The organism is Pirellulales bacterium, from assembly GCA_019694455.1.
In the GTDB taxonomy this organism is placed as follows: domain Bacteria; phylum Planctomycetota; class Planctomycetia; order Pirellulales; family JAEUIK01; genus JAIBBY01.
This window is the reverse complement of the sequence record JAIBBY010000038.1, coordinates 18,486-37,104: the sequence shown is the minus strand read 5'-3', so window position 1 is coordinate 37,104 and position 18,619 is coordinate 18,486. Positions and strand designations below refer to the sequence as shown.

Here is an 18,619-nt window from a genome sequence, read left to right as displayed (position 1 = left end):
CTGAGTTCCGCACATCCGTTGGGGGGGTCTATTGCTTCGCGCCCGCGCCGAGCGCGATCTGGCTGCTTCTCAAAGTCGACACCATGCGAATTGCCCTGGTCAATCTGCCGCACGAAGTGCCGGTCGTGCGCCGGTACATGTGTTCTTACAACTCGCCGGTGTTTCTCTTTCCGCCGCTGGAACTAATGTACGTGGCGGCGGTGGCGCGGGAGTGGGGACACGACGACGTCGTGCTGATCGACGCGATCGCCGCGCGACTTGATCGCGATCAGACTTTAGAGCAGCTCAAGCGGTTTCGGCCAGACCTGGTGATCACGATCACCAGTTTTGAGATCTTCGAACCCGACATGCGGACCTTCGCTTGGCTGCGCGCGGAGCTGCCACAGGCCAAGTTCGCCGCGTTTGGCCATTACGCCACCACCTTTCCCAACGAGGTGATGGCGATCGCGAACCTCGATTACGTGTTTCGCGGCGAACCCGAGCACGCCTTCTTTGAGCTGACCGAGGCGCTGAAACAAAACGGGCCGATCGATCGGATCGAAGGACTAACGTATCGCCGCGACGACGGCATGGTAGTTTCGACGCCCGATCGGGCGCGCGACCGGCATATCGACGAACTGCCGCATCCCGATTATTCGCTGGTCGACGTCAGCGCCTACAGCGAGTTTCTGCTGCCGCAACCGTTCGTCATGCTGCAAACGGCGCGGGGCTGCCCTTACACGTGCAATTTTTGCGTGCGCAGCTATGGGCAGAAATTGGGCATGCGCTCGCCCGACAATATCGTGGCCGAGTTGCGGCAACTGGTCGACCGCTACAAGATTCGCTCGTTCCGGTTCATCGACGACACCTTTACGGCGATTCCACAGCGCACGTTGGAGATTTGCGAAAAGATACAAAAGGAGCTGCCGCCCTTGGTGTGGAGTTGCCTGTCGCGAGTCGACACGCTCGACGACGAGCGGGCCAAAGCGCTGCGCGACGCGGGATGCCGGCGGGTGTATCTGGGCATTGAGAGCGGCTCGCAGCGCATTCTGCAACTCTACGGCAAGGACTACGGCGTAGAGCGGATTCGCGAGATTGTGAATATGCTCCGCAAGCGCCATATCGAAGTCGGCGCGTTCTTCATGGTCGGGCATCCCGAGGAAACACACGAAGATTTTCAGCAGACTGGAAAACTGCTGCGGTCGCTGGAATTGGACTACACCACAGTGGGGCAGACCGTGCCGTATCCGGGCACGTCGCTATTTGAGCAATATCGCGACCAGGTTGACTTCTCGCTGTTTCCGTATCGCAACGAGTGGAAAAGCCCGGGGCGCCGCGCCGAATTGGCAAAGTGGGAAGCGGAGTTCTTCCGTAAATCGTATCTTCGTCTGCCGTATGTCGCGCGGCACGCATTGCGGTTTCTCAAATACCCGCGCACGACGCTAGCAGCGGGGCGGGCGCTGGCGCCATATTTTCTCGGCCGCACGAAGAGTTCGACGCGCAGCGAACTGGTTTAGTCGGACAAGCCGCGTCGAAACCCCTTGGCGCCTGCGCGCGATATCGCGCGCGATTTTGGCGCCGCGCCGCACATCTAGCGAGAAAGCGGTGTCGCGCGAGATAATCGGCGCAGCGCAAATCCATTCACATCAAGACGTGACAAAACCATGACGCGAACTCCGTTGTCTCCGGCGGCCTTGGAGCAGTTCCGGCGCGAGGGCTATTGGCTCGAACGCGCGTTGTTCGACGCCGACGAAATGCAAGCGCTGCTGAACTTCGCCCGGCGCGATCCGGCGCTGGCGGCTAGCGCCTATGACCGGCTCGATTCGCAAGGCGCGCGGACGCGACTGGCGCTTTGGAACGAGGCGGACGATGGCCTCTATAGCCTGTTTTCGCGCAGCGGGCGTATCGTCGACCGGATGGAGCAACTGTTGGGAGATGAGGTGTATCACTGGCACACCAAGATGATGCTCAAGGAGCCACGCGTGGGGGGCGCCTGGGAGTGGCATCAGGACTATGGCTATTGGTATCACAACGGCTGTCTGTCGCCCGACCTAGCCAGCGCGCTGATCGCCGTCGACCGCTCGACGCGCGAGAATGGCTGCTTGCAGGTGTTGCCGGGCACGCAGCGACTAGGCCGCATCGACCATGCGCAGACGGGAGAACAGAAGGGGGCCGATCTGGAACGGGTGGAAGCGGCGCTAGCGCGATTTCCGCTGGTCTACATGGAAATGGATCCGGGCGACACGCTGTTCTTTCATTCCAACTTGCTGCATCGCTCCGACCAGAACCGCTCACCCAACCCGCGCTGGTCGCTGATTGCGTGCTACAACACGCGCACGAACGATCCGTACAAGGAGTCACGGCATCCGCGCTATTCGCCGCTGGAGCGCGTAGCGGACTCGGCAATTCGCAACTGGGCGGCCGCGCACTCGGAGCAGGTCACTCGTTGAGCAAGAGCGCGGCGGCGGCGAGCAATAGGCCGGCGCCGCCCAGCGCGTACATGACCCACATCCAGCGGCGATTTTCCGCAACCAGCGCTTGATAGATGGCGAGTTGCGGCATTTCATTGCGGTCGATGCCTTCGCGGAAAGTCTCCCACAGCTTCCAGGTTTCGGCGAGCGGAGCGCGATCGAGCAGCATTTCGCCATCGGCGATGTCTTGCGACACAATCCGCTCCGAGAAGGGATAAGGGGGCGGATAGAATTGACGATACGCGCCCCAGCCCAGTCCGATCGCGGCCAGCGCCAGACCCACCAACATCAGACCGTGCCGGCCGCTCCAGGCGCTGGCGTCTTTGGATGGCGCCTGCGTCACGGGTTCTAGCTGGGCGAGCCCGCGGATCGTAGGGGTCTCCAACGACTGTCCACATTCGCAGGTCACCAGGATGCCGGCCTGCGAACGATCGACCAGCACATCGCGGCCGCATTGGCAGCGCAACTTATACCGCACTACGGTCACCGACCTGGCCATATTGCCTCGCCAAACCTGGGAATCTTGTCTCTGTCCGCCCGGGATGCCGCGCGTTCTTACACTATAGTCCGCGCAAAGGGGGCTTGGACGGCGTCAGCCTACCGGCGCGACTCCCACCACGGCAATCCGAGGCCCCCATCGACCACCAGGGTGCTGCCGGTGATGTATTCGCTGTCGGGATCGGCGAGAAACAACACGGCTCGGGCGATCTCGTCGGGGCGCGCCATGCGGCCCCAAGGCATTGAGCGGGCGACTTGCGCCAGTTCGGCGTCACTAGCGAATTTTCGCTCGCCCGGCGTGTCGGTCCAGCCCGGATGCACAATGTTGACGCGAATGCGGTGGTCGACCAGTTCAATGGCGGCGGTGCGCGCCATTTGATCGATGGCCGCCTTGGCCATGTTGTAGGCCATGGCGTTGGGAACCGGGCAAATGGCATGGGGCGAGCCGATGACCAGCAGGCAGCCGCGCTCGCGGGCATTATCCGCCTGCGGTTGCGCCAGCATTTGACGGGTGGCGGCCCGTAGCAGATGAAAGGCGCCCCACATGGTGACATCGATGGTGCGGTGAAAGCCCTGCATGTCGGCTTGGTAGAACGCCTCGCGATCGCTGTAGGCGGCATTGGAGACGGCGATATCGAGGCGGCCAAATTCGGCCACTGTATCGGCGACGATGGCCTCCATTCGCGCGGGGTCGGCGACATCGCCCGCGCAGGGGAAAGCGCGGCCGCCTGAGTCGCGAATAGCCGCAGCCACCGCTTCCGCGGCATCGCCGCGAAAGTCGTTCACCGCCACCGCGGCGCCCGAGGCCGCGAGCGCCTTGGCGATTGCCTCGCCGATGCCGCGGCCGGCGCCAGTGACCAGCGCCGTCTTGCCAGCCAATTTCACTTGGCGTCTCCCGTGAGTGAGTGGGATATTGAAGTGTGACTATAGCCGAATCGGTCCACCCGCGAGCGGGGTTTGTGGGCAAGCGACCGGTCGAATAGCTTTGAGTTTACTGATTTCTGGACCATTTCGAGAGCGTTCGTCGCTAATGCAGACCACTTTGCGCTGAGCTTTGCCTCGCGCGATCTCTAGCTTCCATTCTTCGTAGTGCGCGGCGCCGCGTCATAGGACGCAGGCGCGCACACTCTGGTCTGCACTCTCCTACTTTTCCGAGACGGGATATCACCCATGTTGCGTCATTGTTTCTTGGCGATGACGGTTGGCGGCCTACTGCCGGCACTGGCCGCGGGCGAACCGTACGCCGCCGTGCAGGTTTTGAATCGTGGAACGCTGCCGCTGGTGGAGACCGATAGTGTGCAGCAGTGGCGATACATACCCGACTTCATCCGTGGTTCGAGCGTGCATAGCTTGCCGCTTATTTCGTTTCCGGCCGATAGCCCCGCGAACGGCATGGCGGATTGGACCGTCACCCAGTCGGGCAAGATGTGGATCGCGGCGAACTACGACTATCAAGGCAACTCGGGAGGCGGCTGGTTGGAGGAACAAACCACGCGCGACGAGCTGGAAGCGCAAGGTTGGCTCTACCGCGGCGACATGCGGCACGGCAGCGGCGGCCTGTTTCGCTTGTTTGAAAAGCAGGTCGCCGCTGGCGAGCAGTACCACCTGCGGGTTGGCAAGTACACGCCGCCGTGGGCCATCACGGGCACCGCGTTGACCGGCACACTGCCGTCGGCGGCCACGCCTTGGCCCGAATTCGGCCAAGTGGCGGTGGCCGATTTCAACCCGGTTCCGCTCGACGCGTCGCACACGAACTTCGCGGTGATACCAGAGTCGCTACAAGGCGGAACGATTTTCTCCGAGATTCGTCGTCCATCAGGGGCGATCACCGATTTCAAGGCGCTTGCCGACGGCCGTGTGTATCTGGCGGGCTACTGGGGTTACGACGGCAACAGCGAAGGGGACTGGGACGACTACCGCCTGACCTTGCCGCAAATGGAAGCCGAAGGCTGGACCCATTTCGAACAAATGACCGACAAGGATGGCCGCGTGTGGGATGTGATCTACAAGGACTTGCAGGCGGGACAGACATACAGTCTGCGGTTCAACAAATACAGCTCGCCCTTGGTGGTGCTGGCGCCTGTGCCCGAGCCAGGGACGTTGGCGCTTGCATGCATGGGCGCGTGTGGCGTGCTGCTGACGATGCGTCAGCGGCGGCGTCAAACCAATCAGCGTGCCAAGTCCTGACCTGGCGCACGAACGTAGAGCCCATGGACGTCGTTCCCTTCGATCGAATACAAGATTCGATAAACGCGCCCACTGCGCATGCGAAACTGCAAATTACGGACAGTGGTGTCGAATCGACCACTTTCTGGCGCTATGGGAAACCGCTCCGGATGCTCGGCAAGCGCATCCAGGGCCAATGTCAGCGCGTTGTACCAACGAAGAGATCCACCGGGCGATCGAGCTGCGAGCCAATCAAAAATCGCCGTGATATTGCGCTCCGCTTCCGCCGTTAACAACACGCGAAAGCGAGACATGGCTATGGCGACTGCCGTCGGCCGCGCAGCTCGGAATCGAACTCAGCAAACGGTCGCAGTCGTCCTGCCTGGACATCATCGAGACCGCGGCGCACACCTTCAATGACTTCGTAGTCGAACGCCATTTCGGCAGAGCGCTGCGCGACCAAGGCGTGCAGCGCGTCGAGCAAGACGGCGTCTTCTGACAGGTAATGCCCTGCAGCCAATTGATCGGCCAAAAGTTTCGCGATTTCTGGCGGGAATTGATACGACACGGATTTCTCCTCGCAATGATTTTAGTCCAATGCAAGGCGTCTGGCCAACTTGTGGAGCATCGTCAGGCGCTTTCGCGGAACTGCAGTTGGTACAGCCGGCGGTAGAGATCGGAGCGGCGCAGTAGCTCGTCGTGCGTGCCAACGTCCAGTGCGCGGCCCGCGTCCATCACCAACACGCGATCGGCCAAGGCGAGAGTCGACATGCGGTGGGTGATAATGATGGTGGTGCGGTTCTTGGTGAATTGCTCCAAGACGCGGTGGATGAGTTGTTCGCTCTCCAAGTCGACCTGGCTGGTCGCCTCGTCCAAGAGCAGAATCGGCGGATCGCGCAGGATGGCGCGGGCCAGCGCGATGCGCTGCCGCTGTCCGCCCGAGAGCTGACCGCCGCGTGGGCCGACGATCGTCTCGTAGCCGTTTTCGAGTCGCTCTTCGATGAAGCGATGGGCGTGGGCCTGTTTGGCGGCTTCGATCGCCTCTTGCCGAGTGGCGTGGGGCGAGCCGTAGCGGATGTTGTTCAGCACCGTGTCGTCGAAGAGGAGCGTCTCTTGCGTCACCAGCCCGATTTGCGACCGCAGGTCGCGGAGGCGAATTTCGCGCAGGTCGATGCCGTCGAGCCGCACCGCGCCCGACACCGGATCGTAGAATCGCGGCAGGAGGCTGACGAGCGTGCTCTTGCCGCAGCCGTTGGGACCGACAATGGCCAGCGTTTCGCCAAACGGCACGCGCAGGCTCACGTCTTCCAAGACGGGCGTCTCGGCCACGTATTGAAAGCCAATGTTCTCAAACGACAACTCGCGGCAATGGCGATGCAGGCGGCGCGGGCGCTCGGGGTCGCGCACCGCCGGCTCGCGGTCCATGAGCGCGTAAATGCGGTCGCAGGCCGCCGAGGCGCGTTGCAAGCGATTGAAGATGTCGGAGAGTTTGCGGGCCGGATCGCTGGTGCCCGCCAGCATGGCGTAGAACATCATGATCCAGGTGAAGTCGAGTGGCTCGTTGCAGATGCGAATGCCAAACAGATGCGTCTGTTGCTCCAGCACCAGGTAGGCGCCGGCGGCCATCGCCAGGCAAATGGTGATCATGCCCATCGTTTCGGTGGTGGGATGCGTGAGCGAGTCGTAACGCGCGATGCGCATGCTGCGGGCAAAGAAGTTTTTGCTGGAACGGTGGAAGCGTTGCCGCTCGTAGCGTTCCATGGTGAAGGCCTTGACGACCTTGATGCCGTTGAACGACTCTTCGAGGATGCTGTAGATCTGCGACATCTCCTCCATGGCGCGGCGATTGGCGCGCTTGAGCAGCTTGGCGAGCCGGCCAATGAGATAGGCGGCGACGGGCGCCACGACCAGCGAGAGGACCAGCAGCCGCCAGCAAACAAAGGCGGCGCCGGCGAGACAGACGATCATCTTGAAGGGTTCGCGAACCGCCTTGCCCAGCAGTTGGCTGAGCCCGGCGCTGAGGCTTTCCATATCGTAGGTGAAGCGGCTCATCAGGTCGCTAGTGCCTTCGCTGCCGAAGGTGGCGACATCCATCCGCAGGGTGCGGCGATAGAACTCTTTGCGCAGTTCGAGCACGGCGAGGTTGGCCATGCGGTCGACGATGATGGCATGCGCGACAAAGAAGATGTTTTTGATCACCAGGCCAATCAACAGCGCGATCAAGAACCAGACCAGCGTGAAGAAGGGTTCTTGCGGGGCGTAACGGTCGATCAAGGGGCGGACCCAGTCGAGGCGCCGCAGTTCTGAATGGGCCTGGGCCAAATCGCGTTCGGCCCGTTTGGTCTGGGCGGGCGTCTTGGCGGCGGCGAGTTGCTGTTGGCCCTGCTCGATCTTGGCCTGGCCGGCGGCGGTCTGCTCGCGCAGCCAGTCGTGCAGGTTATGCCCTTTGAAGGTGACGCTGACGATCGGCATGACGACGCCGATGTTGCCGCCCCAAAAGAGGCCGACCATCATTGCGCAAACGATGGAGACGGCGAGCAAGAAGCGATGCTTGAGCGCCAATTTCAGCGCTCGGCCGAAGTTGTTCATCCGTGAACCGCCCGTGGAGAGAGGAAATCCGCCGGCCGGCGCGCGCGGCAGCCATGCCAGCGGCGCGACGGCGAGGGGGACTTGTAGCAAAACGGGGGCGGCGGGCCAAGACGTAGATGGCGTCTGCTAGCAGCTAGCGGGCACTGGTTCAGGGGCCATCACTTCTTGGGGGCTTTGGGCTTGGCCGGTTTGGCCACGCCTTTGGAATCGCGGACTGAGGATGGCGGTTGATGGCCGTTGCCATACTTTGGATTCACCGTGTTTGTGTGGCTGTGGTTCAGAGTCCCATCGGTCCCGTCGGCGGTGAATTGGCACGAGCTCGCGCCGTTTTCAAACGTCACCATGACCTGATGGTCAATGAATCCATTCTTGGGGACCGAAACCGGTTCCGTGTCGTCGCTGAGTGAAACGCTTCCGGTGTCGGGCACCGCGCTGAAGGTCAAGGTAACGGTCCCGTAGTATCCGTTCTGCGACGAGACTTGGATATTGACCTCTCGGGTGCTCGATGAACCGTTAATCGTTTGAGCGCATGCAACGGTAAATGTGCCTGCCATGAATTGTCCCCTTGTTTAGTTGGAACTGATGCCGCTCACATGCCAAACAATGGCATCGTCGGTTTCCACGGCGCTGGTCAGCATGTGCGAACTGTTAAGCACGCCTTCCATAGCCGAGTACACTTTGCTCATTGCGCCGGATTTGTTCTTGGGAACGTAGGTCCGCGCCATGTTGGGCACATCGGCCAGGCTGTTGACCCACAACTGTAGCTTCAACAAAACTTGTGAACACAATAGTTGCATCTCGTCGTCGGTGGGTCTGGTCAGATCGGCGAAGCGCCAGCCGAGCATCTGCACTTCGGGGCATTTGCCGCGACCATGATCGCGGCACAGCAGCACCAGCTTCACGACATTGCCAGAATCAAACAAGAAGCAGTGCTGACAGGATACCTCCACCCAGCGCTGCACCATGCGGGCATCGAGCAATTTGTGCCGCTCGTCGAGCGCGGACATGATCTGTGCGATCTCCGCATGATCGTCGGTGCTGGTCTTGGTAACGTCTCGCCAACTCATACTGCGCCTTTCGGTTGTTGGTTAGGGTTGCTTGACGCCAGTCTTGTTCCGTTTCCAGATCGCTTCGAGTTCTTCCGCGGAGTACGGCACGAGCCCTTGGCTGGCCGAATAGCGGTGCGCGCTGGCGAGCGCGCCGCGGTCGGCGATTTGGGACTGCGCGCCGTGCGCGGGGGGCAGCGACCAGCGGTAGGTTCCGCTCTTGTCGTCGATCACCAGGACGGCGTCTCCCCCCGCGCAAAGAAAGCCTCCCGCCAGCTTCACGCCGGGGAGAGTGCGCGACCAGATGGCTTCTCCGGTTAGGGCGTCCCACTGGCTGATCGCGCCGTTCTCGGCGAGGGTGAGCAGCGTGCCATGCTCGGCGCAGAAATCGGCGGTCACCAGCGGCGCGGCGATGGGCAAGACGATGGGGGCGCCGTCAGGAATCGTCGGAAAGAGCATGGCGCCACCGTCATTCAATCCCACCAGCAGCCGCTCGGCGTCGGGACTGAGTCGCACAACCGGACCGATGCGATTCTCGCTGCGGCGCGTCACCTGATTTGTGTCGATGCGCCAAACCAGCAGGTCTTCTGTCAGGAGGCGTATTGCCACTGCATTGCCGTCGGCGGCGGAGAGCGATGTCGCCGCGGCATCGAGCGTTAAACTATTAGCCGTCGTCCACCCCTCGGCGCTTGGCCGGAGGATGCGGCACGACTTGCCTTGCGCGACGGCGAGCGCCGCGCCGCCGGCCAGCGCGGCCAGGTGGGGACGATCAGCCGTTTCCCATTTCTGTTCGTATAAGATTTTGCCGTTGGCGGCGTCGCACAACAGCAGACACTGGTCGGTGGCGCAGGCCAGCCGGTCGCCGGCCAGCGCGACGAGGTCGATGATCGTGTCGGCGCGCGGCCGCTCCCAAACCTTCTTTTTGGTGGAAAGACGCCAGCGGGCGAGCAGCCCCTTTTGCGTGGCGCTGAACACCGTGTCGTCGTCCGCGCCAAACGCGGCCGCGACTATTGAGCTGTTGTGACGGAGCGTGACCGCGGGTGTGCCCGAGACGCGCAGCATCCGCAGATCGCCGGATGGATTCCCACACAGGAAGTGCTCGCGGCGCGGGTCGGCGTGAAAAATACCAGGTTGGCTGTTGGTTCCCTTCCAGGCCTTTTTGATGGGCGCGGGGGCCTGCCAGATGCGAACGGCGCGATCGTCGGCGCCGGCCCCGGTCGCCACGGCATCCGCGCCAACAAACGCCATGACGTTGGGCGTGCCGCCGTGCGGATAGGGGCCGCCGATCAGCGCCCGAGTGGCCACATCCCACAAGAACAACTGGCGGTCGTTGTTGGTGGCGGCCAGGCGGCGGCCATCGGGGGAAAAGAGCAGCCGGGTCACTGAGCGCGGGACTTGGAAAGTAGCCACCTTTTCACCCGCGGGGACCGACCAGAGATGCACCGCGCCGTCGTCGTGGCCAGTAGCCGCCAGTTTGCCGTCGGGGCGCATTGCGACCTTGAGAGCGCGGCTGGAAGCTGGCATTGTCTCTTGGAAGATTTGCTTGCCGGTGGCGAGTTCCCACAAGAACACGGTTCCGTCGCTCGAACCAGCCAGCAGGTATTCGCCGTCGGCGGTCAAACCGAATGAACCGAACTGATTGGCGTGGCTGAATTCGCGCGTGACGCTTTGGCCTGGCAAGTCCCAAACGAGCAGTCGCCGACCGGAGCGGCTAACTAGGGTGTGCTCGTTGACGAACTGCAACTCAGATACCGACTCGTCGTGCGGCAGTTGATAGAGCCAATCCGAGGAGTCGATTCGGCCGATGCAGATCGTCTTGTAGTCGCTGACGACAGCGATGAATTCCGCAGGTGGATAGACCGTAAAGCTAGAGAGCCTTCCGGTATGTTGCTGCTGGCGGATCGGCTGGCCGCTATTGGCGTCCCAGAATTTGAGCGCGCGGTCCTGGCCGGCGGTGACCACCACGCCCGGAGAGGCGAAAGCGGCCAGCGCGCTTGCCCCATGATTCATGACGATTGGCGGTCGGGACGAATCGAGCGACCAGAGCCGCGCCGTGCCGTCGTCGCTGGCCGACAATAGCCGCCGCGATGCGCTGTCGTAATCGAGCGAATCGACGCCCGCGCCATGAAAGCCAAGATAGCGCAAGTCGCCGACGCGCGCCTCGGCATCGGCGAAGCGAACGCGGTCGAGCCGGTTGCTGCGAGGTTCGCCCGCGGTGAGTTCAATGGCCTGCGCCAAGTAGGGCAAGGCAAGGGCGGGGCCTGCCGCCACAGCCGCCTGGGTGCGGCACTGCGCGGCTTGATTGCGCAGCGACTCGTCGAGCGCCAACTGCTTCTGCCGCGCCTCGCTGCTGGCGCGCAGCCAGAGCGCGGTGGAGATGGCGGCGCCCCCCAGCAGGGAGACCGCCACCATGGTCAGGAGCGCGGCGGGGATCGGATTGCGACGCGACCAGCGCGCCAGCCGGCCTGCCATGCGGATGGGGCGGGCAAGCACCGGGAGGCCGGCCAAGTAGCGTTCTAGATCTTCTGCCAGCGCCAGCGCCGAGGGATAGCGGCGATGCGGTTCTTTTTCCAGACACTTGAGGCAGATGCTCTCCAGATCGCGCGGCACGCTAGGATTGATCGCGCGCGGCGGCACGGGCGCCGAGTTGAGCACCTGATGCAGCACGCCGGCGGTGCTGGCGTCGACAAACGGCGGCCGGCCGGTGAGCGCGTGGTAGAGCGTGGCGCCGAGCGAATAGACATCGGCCGGGGAGCCGGCGCGCGCGGCGCTGGTGATTTGCTCGGGGGCCATATAGGCGGGCGTGCCGAAGAACTCGCCGGTGCGGGTGACGTCGTCTTGCTCGGTGACAAGTTTGGCCAGGCCAAAGTCGGCCACCATGGCGCGGTCTGACTCGGATTCGATGAGGATATTGTTGGGCTTCAGATCGCGGTGCAATATGCCCGCGGCATGCAGCGCGTAAACGGCGCGGGCGACGGTGGCCAAGTAGCGGGCGGCATCGGTGGGAGTGAGATTGCGGGCGCTGACGCGCTGGCCCAGTGTGACGCCATCGACAAACTGCATGGCGTAGAAGGGGCGTCCCTGGTCCTCGCCCACCTCATGAATGGCGACGATGTGCGGATGGTGCAACTGGGCGGTGGCGGTCGCCTCGCGATGAAAGCGGGCGAGCAGCTTTTCGCGCATGCGCGAATCGTGTGTGAGGCGTTCTGTGGGCAGCAGCTTGATTGCGACCACGCGATTGAGGCCGCGCTGGCGAGCGCGATACACCACGCCCATGCCGCCGGCGCCGACCTGCTCGAGCAGTTCGTAGTTGCCGATTTGCCCGGTGGCGTCGACGATCGCCGCTTGCGCGACGGTGGGGGAGTCGAGTCGTCCTTGCGTGTCAGTCAGACCGCTGGGGGGGCAGTAGGTGAGCAGGAGTTGGACCGTTTCACGGAGCAGCCGAGCGTGCCCTTTGGGGGGAACGCGACTGAGATAATCTTCGACGGCGGGTTGCTGGCCACGCTGCAACAGCGACTCGATCTCGTCGCAGACCGAGTCGATCTGCGTGGCGAGTTCGAGCGGCAACTCCTGGTCGCCGCCGAGCGCGTCGCCAGCCTCCGGCTGCCACGACATCAGGCTGGCTCCGCCAACAGGTGTTGCCGAATCAAGTTCAGTTTGCGCTCGACAGTTTTGATCGAGCAATTCAGCTCGCGAGCGATATCGGGATTCGAGTAACCCTCGAGCCGGCGGATGGCCACGAGCCGCAACGAGCCATCGCCGAGACGTTCTAACCACTCGCGGCAGGTGTCGATGGTTTCGACAACGAAATCGGGATCGAGTTCGTTCGATTCGTTGCCTTCGAGCAACTTGGAGGCGGCGCCGTCGATGCGCCGATAGTCGCGGCAATCGCACCGCTCATGGCGAATGCGTGAGATGGCTTTGTGCGCCGTGATGGTGATGAGCAGCCGCCAGAAGCTTTCGCTGTCTTGCAACTCGCGAAGCCGCCCCTCCTCGATCGCCTGGTAAAAGCAGTTGAACGCGCTGAGCGCCACATCTTCTTCGTCAGCGGCGGCGCGCGGCGCGGTGGACAAGCGCTGTCGTGCGAAGCGAACCAACCGATCGTAATAACGATTCCAAAGCTCGGTGGCGGCGTCTCGATTGCCGGCGCCGATCTCAAGAATCCAATGAGTCGTCGATTCCACTGCCCACCCCTGTTTCATGCGGAGCGATGGGGCGGCGTGAACGGCCGCCCCCTAGTCAAACCAGTCTCCCCCAATTGCGGGGGCATGACAAGAAAAATTCTTCGATGGTTCGGTCGAGAAACCAGACAAATGAAACCGATTTAGCGCGATAGTTCTCGAACGATGATGTTGCGCTGGATTTCGCTCGTGCCTTCGTAGATTTGCAACACCTTGGCGTCGCGATATAGCTTTTCGACGGGAAACTCTGTGCTGTAGCCCATACCGCCGAAGACCTGCACCGCCTCGCTGGCTGCCCAGGTGGCGGCGTCGGCGGCAAAGGCCTTGGCGAACGCGGCCTGCAGAGTGTTGGGTTGTTCTTGATCCAGCAGCCACGACGCCTGCCAGGTGAGCAGGCGGGCGGCGTCGAGCTTGATGGCCATGTCGGCCAGCTTATGGCCAATCGCTTGATGGGCGATGATCGGCTTGCCCATCGTTTTGCGTTCCAGCGCATAGCGGCGTGCTTCGTCGAGGCAGCGGGCAATGAGCCCCACCGCGCTGGCGGCGATCATGGGGCGCGAGCGGTCGAAGACGCGCATCGCGATCAGAAAGCCCGCGTTCTCTTCACCGAGGAGGCAACTTGGCGGCAGTTCAACCTCGTTGAAGCTGAGTTCTGCCGCAGGCGAGGCGCGCTGACCTAGTTTGTCGAACTTTTTGCTGATCTCGACGCCGGGGCGGTCGAGATCGACCACAAACGCGCTGACGCCGCGGTTGCCCGCCTCGGGGTTCGTTTTGGCGAACACGATGGCGAAGGTCGAGACGGTGGCATTGGAGATCCAGATTTTGGCGCCGCTGAGCAGGTATTTGTCGCCGCGTTTCACGGCGCGCGTTTGCATATTGGCGACGTCCGACCCGGCGGCCGGCTCGGTAATGGCGTAGCAGCCAAAGCCCCCTGTAGTGAGCCGCCCGAGATATTCTTTCTTTTGCGCCTCGTTGCCGCCGACCAGCAGCGCGTCGGAGGCGACGGCGTTGAGGCCGATGGCGCCGGCAATGCCGGTGCAACCCCACGCCAGTTGTTCGGTGACTAGCGCCAACTCGAGCACGCCTTGTCCGCCGCCACCGTACTGCGCCGGCACGGTGAGATTGAGCAGACCGAGTTGCAACGCCTGCTTATGAATGTCGTGCGGAAAGGCGGCCTCGCGATCAAAGCGCGGGGCGACGGGCACAATCTCGCGCTCGGCGAACTGGCGAGCCAGATCGCGGATCATGCGCTGCTCGCTGGAGAGTTGAAAGTCCATGCAGATTCCTTGACGCTAGAAAAGTCGAGACGCTGGCCACCGGAACCGTGAATTCAGCTTCCGGCGGGAGCAGCGGGTTGGGCAGGCGCGGGCTGGGCAGGCGCCGCTTGAGCAGGGGCAGGTTGACCAGCAGCGGGCTGATCTGGATTGTTTTTGTCTTTCGCCGCTTTGGCGCGATTCTTACTGACCACAATGCGCCGCGCGCTAACACTCTCGGACATGCGCTTTTCGTAGGAGGCTGTGCCACAGCCGGTGACCGCGCTACTGAGGAGCGCCGCGATGATGGCCCATTTTGTGTAGCGGCTGGATTTCAACAAAGTGGCTCCGATCGGGGTTTGATTGCGCGGGAACGGCGGCTGATAATGCGGGTCAGGTCGAGACGCGGCGTAGCGCCATTTCTACTCGTTAGACATTACAAATCAAGCGCCGGGAGTTTGGGTTGAAACAGATCGTCGCCGTCGTCAAGCCGCATCTGGCCGAGCAGGTGCTGGAGACGCTCAAGCTGTCTCCCATTGAAGCATGCACCGTGCAGGAGGTGAAAGGGTACGGTCGGCAGAAGAATTATCTCGATCAATACGAAGGCAGTGAGTACGCCTTGGCATTTTTGCCCAAGGTGGAGATTACGCTTTGGGTCGACGACGTATGGGTCGAGGAGATTGTGCGCAAGGTGATCGGAGTGGCTCGCACCGGCAGAATGGGGGACGGCAAAGTTGTGGTGCTGCCGGCGCTGACGGCGGACGAGGGGCTGGCGCTGGGCGCGGCGAACGCGGCCATCAAGAAACGCCGCTGAGCGCGCTGCAAAGCGCGGATCGAAGCTTTTAGCAAGCGGGCGCGCGACCAGTTTCGTCTGGCCGCGCGCTGTCGGCAGGTTGCCAATTGCGCCGCGTACATTGGGTTCGCGGGCGCGGTGGCGAGATCGTCAGAGTGCGATCATCACTGCGAAAGCGAGACCTTGTCGGTACTGTCGTCGTCCCGCTCATTCGCGGGTCGGCGCTCATCCGGATCGGCGCCTTCCTCGGCGGGCGCGCGCACAAACCAGCCGATCATCATTTCTTCCCAGGTTTGTTCGCCCCAGCGCACGGGCTGCGAGGGATCGGGATTGGCCAGGTTCTCCTCCGAGTTGTCGAAGTGGGCGATGCAGTGCATCTTGGCGCCGCGCGGCACGAACTTCGGTTCTTTGAAGTAGTAGCTGTTCTGCCAGTTGAAGTCGTAGTTGGGGATGTCGAGCAGCACCTCTTTGCGGCCATCGGGGTACTCGAGTTCATAGCGAAACGCCTTGCCGCGGAGGTGCATGTGCGGCATCAGCGAGATGAGCAGCGAGTCTTGACGAAATCGCCGCCAGGCCTCGACCTTGTGGTTGTCGGCGCCGGCGGGGACTTCGAACATGACGTTGATCGCCAGATCGGTTTTGACGTCGCGAGTGACAGTGGCGGGATCGGCGAACACGAAACCAATAGAGCTGAGATCAGACTGCTCGCGGCCGTTGGCGGTGTAGTGCATTTGAAACATCAGCTTCGAGCCGGCTTTGACGCGCTTGGCCATGCCGGTGGGAAGCACCGTGGGAGGATTGCCGGGGGCGGTGCCAGCGAGCAGTTCGCGGACCGACATGCCTTCGGCCTCGGGGCGCGGGTCTTCGCCCGGCGGAATGATGAACACAATGATGTGATGCACGACCGCGCGATTGCCGGCACGGCACTCGGCGGCGCTGATCCATTTGTCCTCAGTCCAGCCGGGATCGGCCGTGAAATACTGGTACTCCACTTTGCCTTCGGCGGGGACGACAAACGGCTTGTCCGCCATCGGCAGCACCTGATCCGGCGTGGGAATTTGCCAGCCGGTGGTGAAAGTACGCGGGGGGGGCAGGTCGGAGGGATCGCCCTCAGGGGCGCCGCCTTTGGCCCAGGCGAGAATCAGCTCTTTGTCTTCATCGGGGAGGCGGGCGTCGTTGGCGAAGTCGCCATGCTTTGGATCGGCGTGCCAAGGGGGCATGCGGCCAGCGAGAATCACTTCGGAGATCATCGGGGCCCAGCCGGCCGCCTCCTCGTAGCTGGAGAGCGCGAAGGGGGCGATTTCTCCCTCACGATGACAGCTCACACAATGGTTTTGAAAGATTCGCGCGACTTGATTGGAGTAGGTGATGTCGGTTTTCGCGTCACCGCTGGAGACACGGCCGATCAGGCAGCCGGGCGCGGCGGTTGAGGCGACGGCGACATCTTCGCCCGCGATGACCGACTCGATCGCGGACAAGAGTTCGTTCTGGTTCGCTTCGGGCCGCTGATAGCCGACTCCCTTTTGGAAGCCGTATTGATCGTCAATCCTGCCGCGGTAACGAATCTTGTGATCGCTGTCGAGCACGAACATCTCGGGAGTCCGCACCGCTTGGAATTGATCAGCGACGACATTGCCGGGATCTTTTAGCACCGGGAAGGTCAGCCCGTAGGTGCGCACAAAGTGTTGCAGCTCGGCGAGTGAGTCTTGCGAATTGGAGTCGATGGCCAAAAAGGTCACACCGCGTTCACGGTACTCAGCCGCGATTTTCTCTAGCCGGGGCGCATAGAGTTTCACCAGTGGGCATTCAATGCCGAGAAAGGCGACAACCACGGCCTTGGAGTTGGCGTAGTCGCTGAGCCGATGGGCGGCGCCGAGGGTGTCTTCCAGGGCGAAATCGGACACGGCCTGCCCCACATTCTGGGAGTTGTCTTTTTGGGCGTTGTCGCCGCCCGCCGCAGTGGAACTGAGCAGCAAGAGCGCGAAAACCGAAGCGGCGAAAATGATCCAGACGAGCCAGCGACTTGTGAGGGTGGCGTGCATGGTACTTCCTTAAAGCGCGCAACCAGAGAAGAGAGAAGGGGCCCTACGCAGCCCCGCTGCATTGCATCTTCGGGGCCGCACATCTGGATGGGGACATCGAATTTGTGTGGTTTTTTAAGTTCAATCAGTGATTGATGTTGTGTGACTCGCTCCACAGGGTGATACACCCCGCGCAAGCGCGCGAGTAGCGTGCGGCTTGTGCGTGGTAGCTCACTTGGCGCGCCACAGCGGGTCAATTCGCACAGCCACATCGGTGAGACCGTATGGAGATGCCCCTCAGTGTTGGGCGCACAAGGCAGAATCTTCGCACGTCTGGCGCCGGCAAACAGCCGAGCTGGTCGTTGGCGGGCGCCGCGGCAAACCACTGTGGCGTAAGCAGGCTAATACGCAGGTCTTCGGCCCGAAATGGGCGGCCATGCAAGTGGCTAAGTCACCCCTGCGACGGTTAGCGCGCTGGTAGCTACAATGGGACGTCCGGCGGGCGAAGCTTTATCCCTCGGTTACTTTGACCAGGGGCAATCTCAGGCACCCTTTCCGCGAGTGGCGACTCGCGGCCACCCAATGAACGACTTGAAGATTTTTAGCGGTCGGGCGAACCCCGACCTGACGCAGAAGATCTGCGAGTATCTGGGCCTGCCGCTGGGCGCCATCTCGATTGGCAACTTTCCGGACGGCGAAATTTCATGCAAGGTGGACGAGGACGTGCGCGGCCGCGACGTCTTTTTGGTGCAACCCACCTGCCCGCCGGTCAACGAAAACCTGATGGAGTTGTTGATCCTGATCGAGAGCTGCAAACGGGCGAGCGCCGAGCGGGTGACGGCGGTGATGCCGTACTTCGGCTATGCCCGACAGGACCGCAAAGACGCGGGACGGGTGCCGATCACCGCCAAACTGGTGGCGAACATCATTACTCGGGCCGGCGCCGACCGGGTGCTGACGATGGACCTGCACGCCGCGCAAATTCAAGGCTTTTTTGACGTGCCGGTGGATCACCTCTACGCCTCGCCAGTGTTGACCGATTATTTCTCGCAGATGGGATTTCGGCCCGACGACCTGGTGGTGGTCAGCCCGGACGAAGGAAGCATCAAGCGGGCGCTCGGGCACACGAAGCGATTGGGAGGGAAGCTGGCCATTGTGGACAAGCGCCGGGCGAGCGCCACCGATGTGACGCAAGAGAACATCATCGGGGCGTCGGTGAAAGACAAGATTTGTCTGATGTTCGACGACATGATCAGCACGGCGGGCTCGATTTGCGGCGCCGCACGGGTGGTGAAGGAAAACGGCGCGCGAGAAATCTATGTGGCGGCGACGCACGGCGTGCTATGCGGCCCGGCGGTGGAGCGAATGGAGTCGGCCCCGATCAAGCAGGTGGTGATCACCGACACGATTCCGCTGCGGCGCGATCGGGCGCTGGAAAAGATCAAGGTGCTCAGCGTGGCGCCGCTCTTGGGAGAAGCAATCAAGCGAATTCACCGCAACGAGTCGGTGAGCCGGTTGTTTGATTGACGTCGGCCTGGGGGTTGCGCATCGCTGCCCTCTGACGAGCGACGCGGGAAGGCCGTGGCCGAACACTTCTTTCCGCCGCAGCCTAGGGCTTAACC

16 protein-coding genes are annotated in these 18,619 nt (G+C 62.4%); 5 read left to right on the top strand and 11 right to left on the bottom strand.

Annotated elements, in window-relative coordinates; all coding sequences use genetic code 11:
- Window positions 1–83 precede the first annotated feature (83 nt).
- Entirely contained in the window at window positions 84–1,496 is a 1,413-nt protein-coding gene (locus tag K1X71_15015) for a B12-binding domain-containing radical SAM protein (GenBank protein MBX7074455.1), read from the top strand.
- A 147-nt stretch (window positions 1,497–1,643) separates the two neighbouring features.
- Window positions 1,644–2,429 (top strand): phytanoyl-CoA dioxygenase family protein, encoded by a 786-nt coding sequence (locus K1X71_15010; protein ID MBX7074454.1) that lies wholly within the window; start codon window positions 1,644–1,646, stop codon window positions 2,427–2,429.
- Here K1X71_15010 and K1X71_15005 read toward each other — a convergent pair.
- Both K1X71_15005 and K1X71_15000 read right to left on the bottom strand, forming a co-directional pair.
- Window positions 2,419–2,949 carry a hypothetical protein gene (locus K1X71_15005; protein ID MBX7074453.1) on the bottom strand — a complete coding sequence of 177 codons (531 nt, stop codon included), beginning with the start codon at window positions 2,947–2,949 and terminating at the stop codon, window positions 2,419–2,421. The genes K1X71_15010 and K1X71_15005 overlap by 11 nt on opposite strands.
- A 98-nt stretch (window positions 2,950–3,047) precedes the next feature.
- Window positions 3,048–3,860, bottom strand: a complete 813-nt coding sequence (locus K1X71_15000; protein MBX7074452.1) for an SDR family oxidoreductase — start codon at window positions 3,858–3,860, stop codon at window positions 3,048–3,050.
- Window positions 3,861–4,118: 258 nt separating this feature from the next.
- On the opposite strand from K1X71_15000, the gene K1X71_14995 reads away from it, so the two are divergent.
- The gene (locus K1X71_14995; GenBank protein MBX7074451.1) at window positions 4,119–5,135 is read left to right on the top strand and encodes a PEP-CTERM sorting domain-containing protein; all 1,017 of its coding nucleotides are present in this window, start codon (window positions 4,119–4,121) and stop codon (window positions 5,133–5,135) included.
- Here K1X71_14995 and K1X71_14990 read toward each other — a convergent pair.
- The 8 genes from K1X71_14990 to K1X71_14955 form a co-directional block, all read right to left on the bottom strand.
- The gene (locus K1X71_14990) at window positions 5,117–5,428 is read right to left on the bottom strand and encodes a type II toxin-antitoxin system RelE/ParE family toxin (GenBank protein MBX7074450.1); all 312 of its coding nucleotides are present in this window, start codon (window positions 5,426–5,428) and stop codon (window positions 5,117–5,119) included. The two genes, K1X71_14995 and K1X71_14990, sit on opposite strands and share 19 nt — an antisense overlap.
- A 2-nt stretch (window positions 5,429–5,430) precedes the next feature.
- Window positions 5,431–5,682 carry a hypothetical protein gene (locus K1X71_14985; protein ID MBX7074449.1) on the bottom strand — a complete coding sequence of 84 codons (252 nt, stop codon included), beginning with the start codon at window positions 5,680–5,682 and terminating at the stop codon, window positions 5,431–5,433.
- Between the two features lie 62 nt (window positions 5,683–5,744).
- Window positions 5,745–7,703, bottom strand: a complete 1,959-nt coding sequence (locus K1X71_14980) for an ABC transporter ATP-binding protein/permease (GenBank protein MBX7074448.1) — start codon at window positions 7,701–7,703, stop codon at window positions 5,745–5,747.
- A gap of 158 nt (window positions 7,704–7,861) precedes the next feature.
- A complete protein-coding gene (locus K1X71_14975; GenBank protein MBX7074447.1) occupies window positions 7,862–8,257 on the bottom strand; it encodes a hypothetical protein in 396 nt (131 codons plus the stop codon).
- A 15-nt stretch (window positions 8,258–8,272) separates the two neighbouring features.
- Window positions 8,273–8,770 carry a hypothetical protein gene (locus tag K1X71_14970; GenBank protein MBX7074446.1) on the bottom strand — a complete coding sequence of 166 codons (498 nt, stop codon included), beginning with the start codon at window positions 8,768–8,770 and terminating at the stop codon, window positions 8,273–8,275.
- Window positions 8,771–8,791: 21 nt separating this feature from the next.
- Window positions 8,792–12,364, bottom strand: coding sequence for a protein kinase (locus K1X71_14965; protein MBX7074445.1), 3,573 nt, complete (start codon window positions 12,362–12,364; stop codon window positions 8,792–8,794).
- Window positions 12,364–12,933, bottom strand: coding sequence for a hypothetical protein (locus K1X71_14960; GenBank protein MBX7074444.1), 570 nt, complete (start codon window positions 12,931–12,933; stop codon window positions 12,364–12,366). The genes K1X71_14965 and K1X71_14960 overlap by 1 nt, the downstream gene beginning before the upstream one ends.
- Before the next feature lie 140 nt (window positions 12,934–13,073).
- Window positions 13,074–14,207, bottom strand: a complete 1,134-nt coding sequence (locus tag K1X71_14955) for an acyl-CoA dehydrogenase family protein (GenBank protein ID MBX7074443.1) — start codon at window positions 14,205–14,207, stop codon at window positions 13,074–13,076.
- A 439-nt stretch (window positions 14,208–14,646) separates the two neighbouring features.
- Between K1X71_14955 and K1X71_14950 the strand changes: the two genes are divergently transcribed.
- Window positions 14,647–14,997 carry a P-II family nitrogen regulator gene (locus K1X71_14950; GenBank protein MBX7074442.1) on the top strand — a complete coding sequence of 117 codons (351 nt, stop codon included), beginning with the start codon at window positions 14,647–14,649 and terminating at the stop codon, window positions 14,995–14,997.
- Window positions 14,998–15,140: 143 nt separating this feature from the next.
- Here K1X71_14950 and K1X71_14945 read toward each other — a convergent pair whose 3' ends face one another.
- Window positions 15,141–17,018 (bottom strand): redoxin domain-containing protein, encoded by a 1,878-nt coding sequence (locus K1X71_14945; GenBank protein MBX7074441.1) that lies wholly within the window; start codon window positions 17,016–17,018, stop codon window positions 15,141–15,143.
- A 561-nt stretch (window positions 17,019–17,579) separates the two neighbouring features.
- On the opposite strand from K1X71_14945, the gene K1X71_14940 reads away from it, so the two are divergent.
- Entirely contained in the window at window positions 17,580–18,524 is a 945-nt protein-coding gene (locus tag K1X71_14940; protein ID MBX7074440.1) for a ribose-phosphate pyrophosphokinase, read from the top strand.
- Window positions 18,525–18,619 lie beyond the last annotated feature (95 nt).

Excerpts from the sequence above, each read along its gene's own strand:
- K1X71_15015 (MBX7074455.1), top strand. The coding sequence starts at position 84 with ATGCGAATTGCCCTGGTCAATCTGCCGCACGAAGTGCCGGTCGTGCGC.
- K1X71_15010 (MBX7074454.1), top strand. The coding sequence starts at position 1,644 with ATGACGCGAACTCCGTTGTCTCCGGCGGCCTTGGAGCAGTTCCGGCGC.
- K1X71_15005 (MBX7074453.1), bottom strand. The coding sequence starts at position 2,949 with ATGGCCAGGTCGGTGACCGTAGTGCGGTATAAGTTGCGCTGCCAATGC.
- K1X71_14995 (MBX7074451.1), top strand. The coding sequence starts at position 4,119 with ATGTTGCGTCATTGTTTCTTGGCGATGACGGTTGGCGGCCTACTGCCG.
- K1X71_14990 (MBX7074450.1), bottom strand. The coding sequence starts at position 5,428 with ATGTCTCGCTTTCGCGTGTTGTTAACGGCGGAAGCGGAGCGCAATATC.
- K1X71_14980 (MBX7074448.1), bottom strand. The coding sequence starts at position 7,703 with ATGAACAACTTCGGCCGAGCGCTGAAATTGGCGCTCAAGCATCGCTTC.
- K1X71_14975 (MBX7074447.1), bottom strand. The coding sequence starts at position 8,257 with ATGGCAGGCACATTTACCGTTGCATGCGCTCAAACGATTAACGGTTCA.
- K1X71_14970 (MBX7074446.1), bottom strand. The coding sequence starts at position 8,770 with ATGAGTTGGCGAGACGTTACCAAGACCAGCACCGACGATCATGCGGAG.
- K1X71_14965 (MBX7074445.1), bottom strand. The coding sequence starts at position 12,364 with ATGTCGTGGCAGCCGGAGGCTGGCGACGCGCTCGGCGGCGACCAGGAG.
- K1X71_14955 (MBX7074443.1), bottom strand. The coding sequence starts at position 14,207 with ATGGACTTTCAACTCTCCAGCGAGCAGCGCATGATCCGCGATCTGGCT.
- K1X71_14945 (MBX7074441.1), bottom strand. The coding sequence starts at position 17,018 with ATGCACGCCACCCTCACAAGTCGCTGGCTCGTCTGGATCATTTTCGCC.
- K1X71_14940 (MBX7074440.1), top strand. The coding sequence starts at position 17,580 with ATGAACGACTTGAAGATTTTTAGCGGTCGGGCGAACCCCGACCTGACG.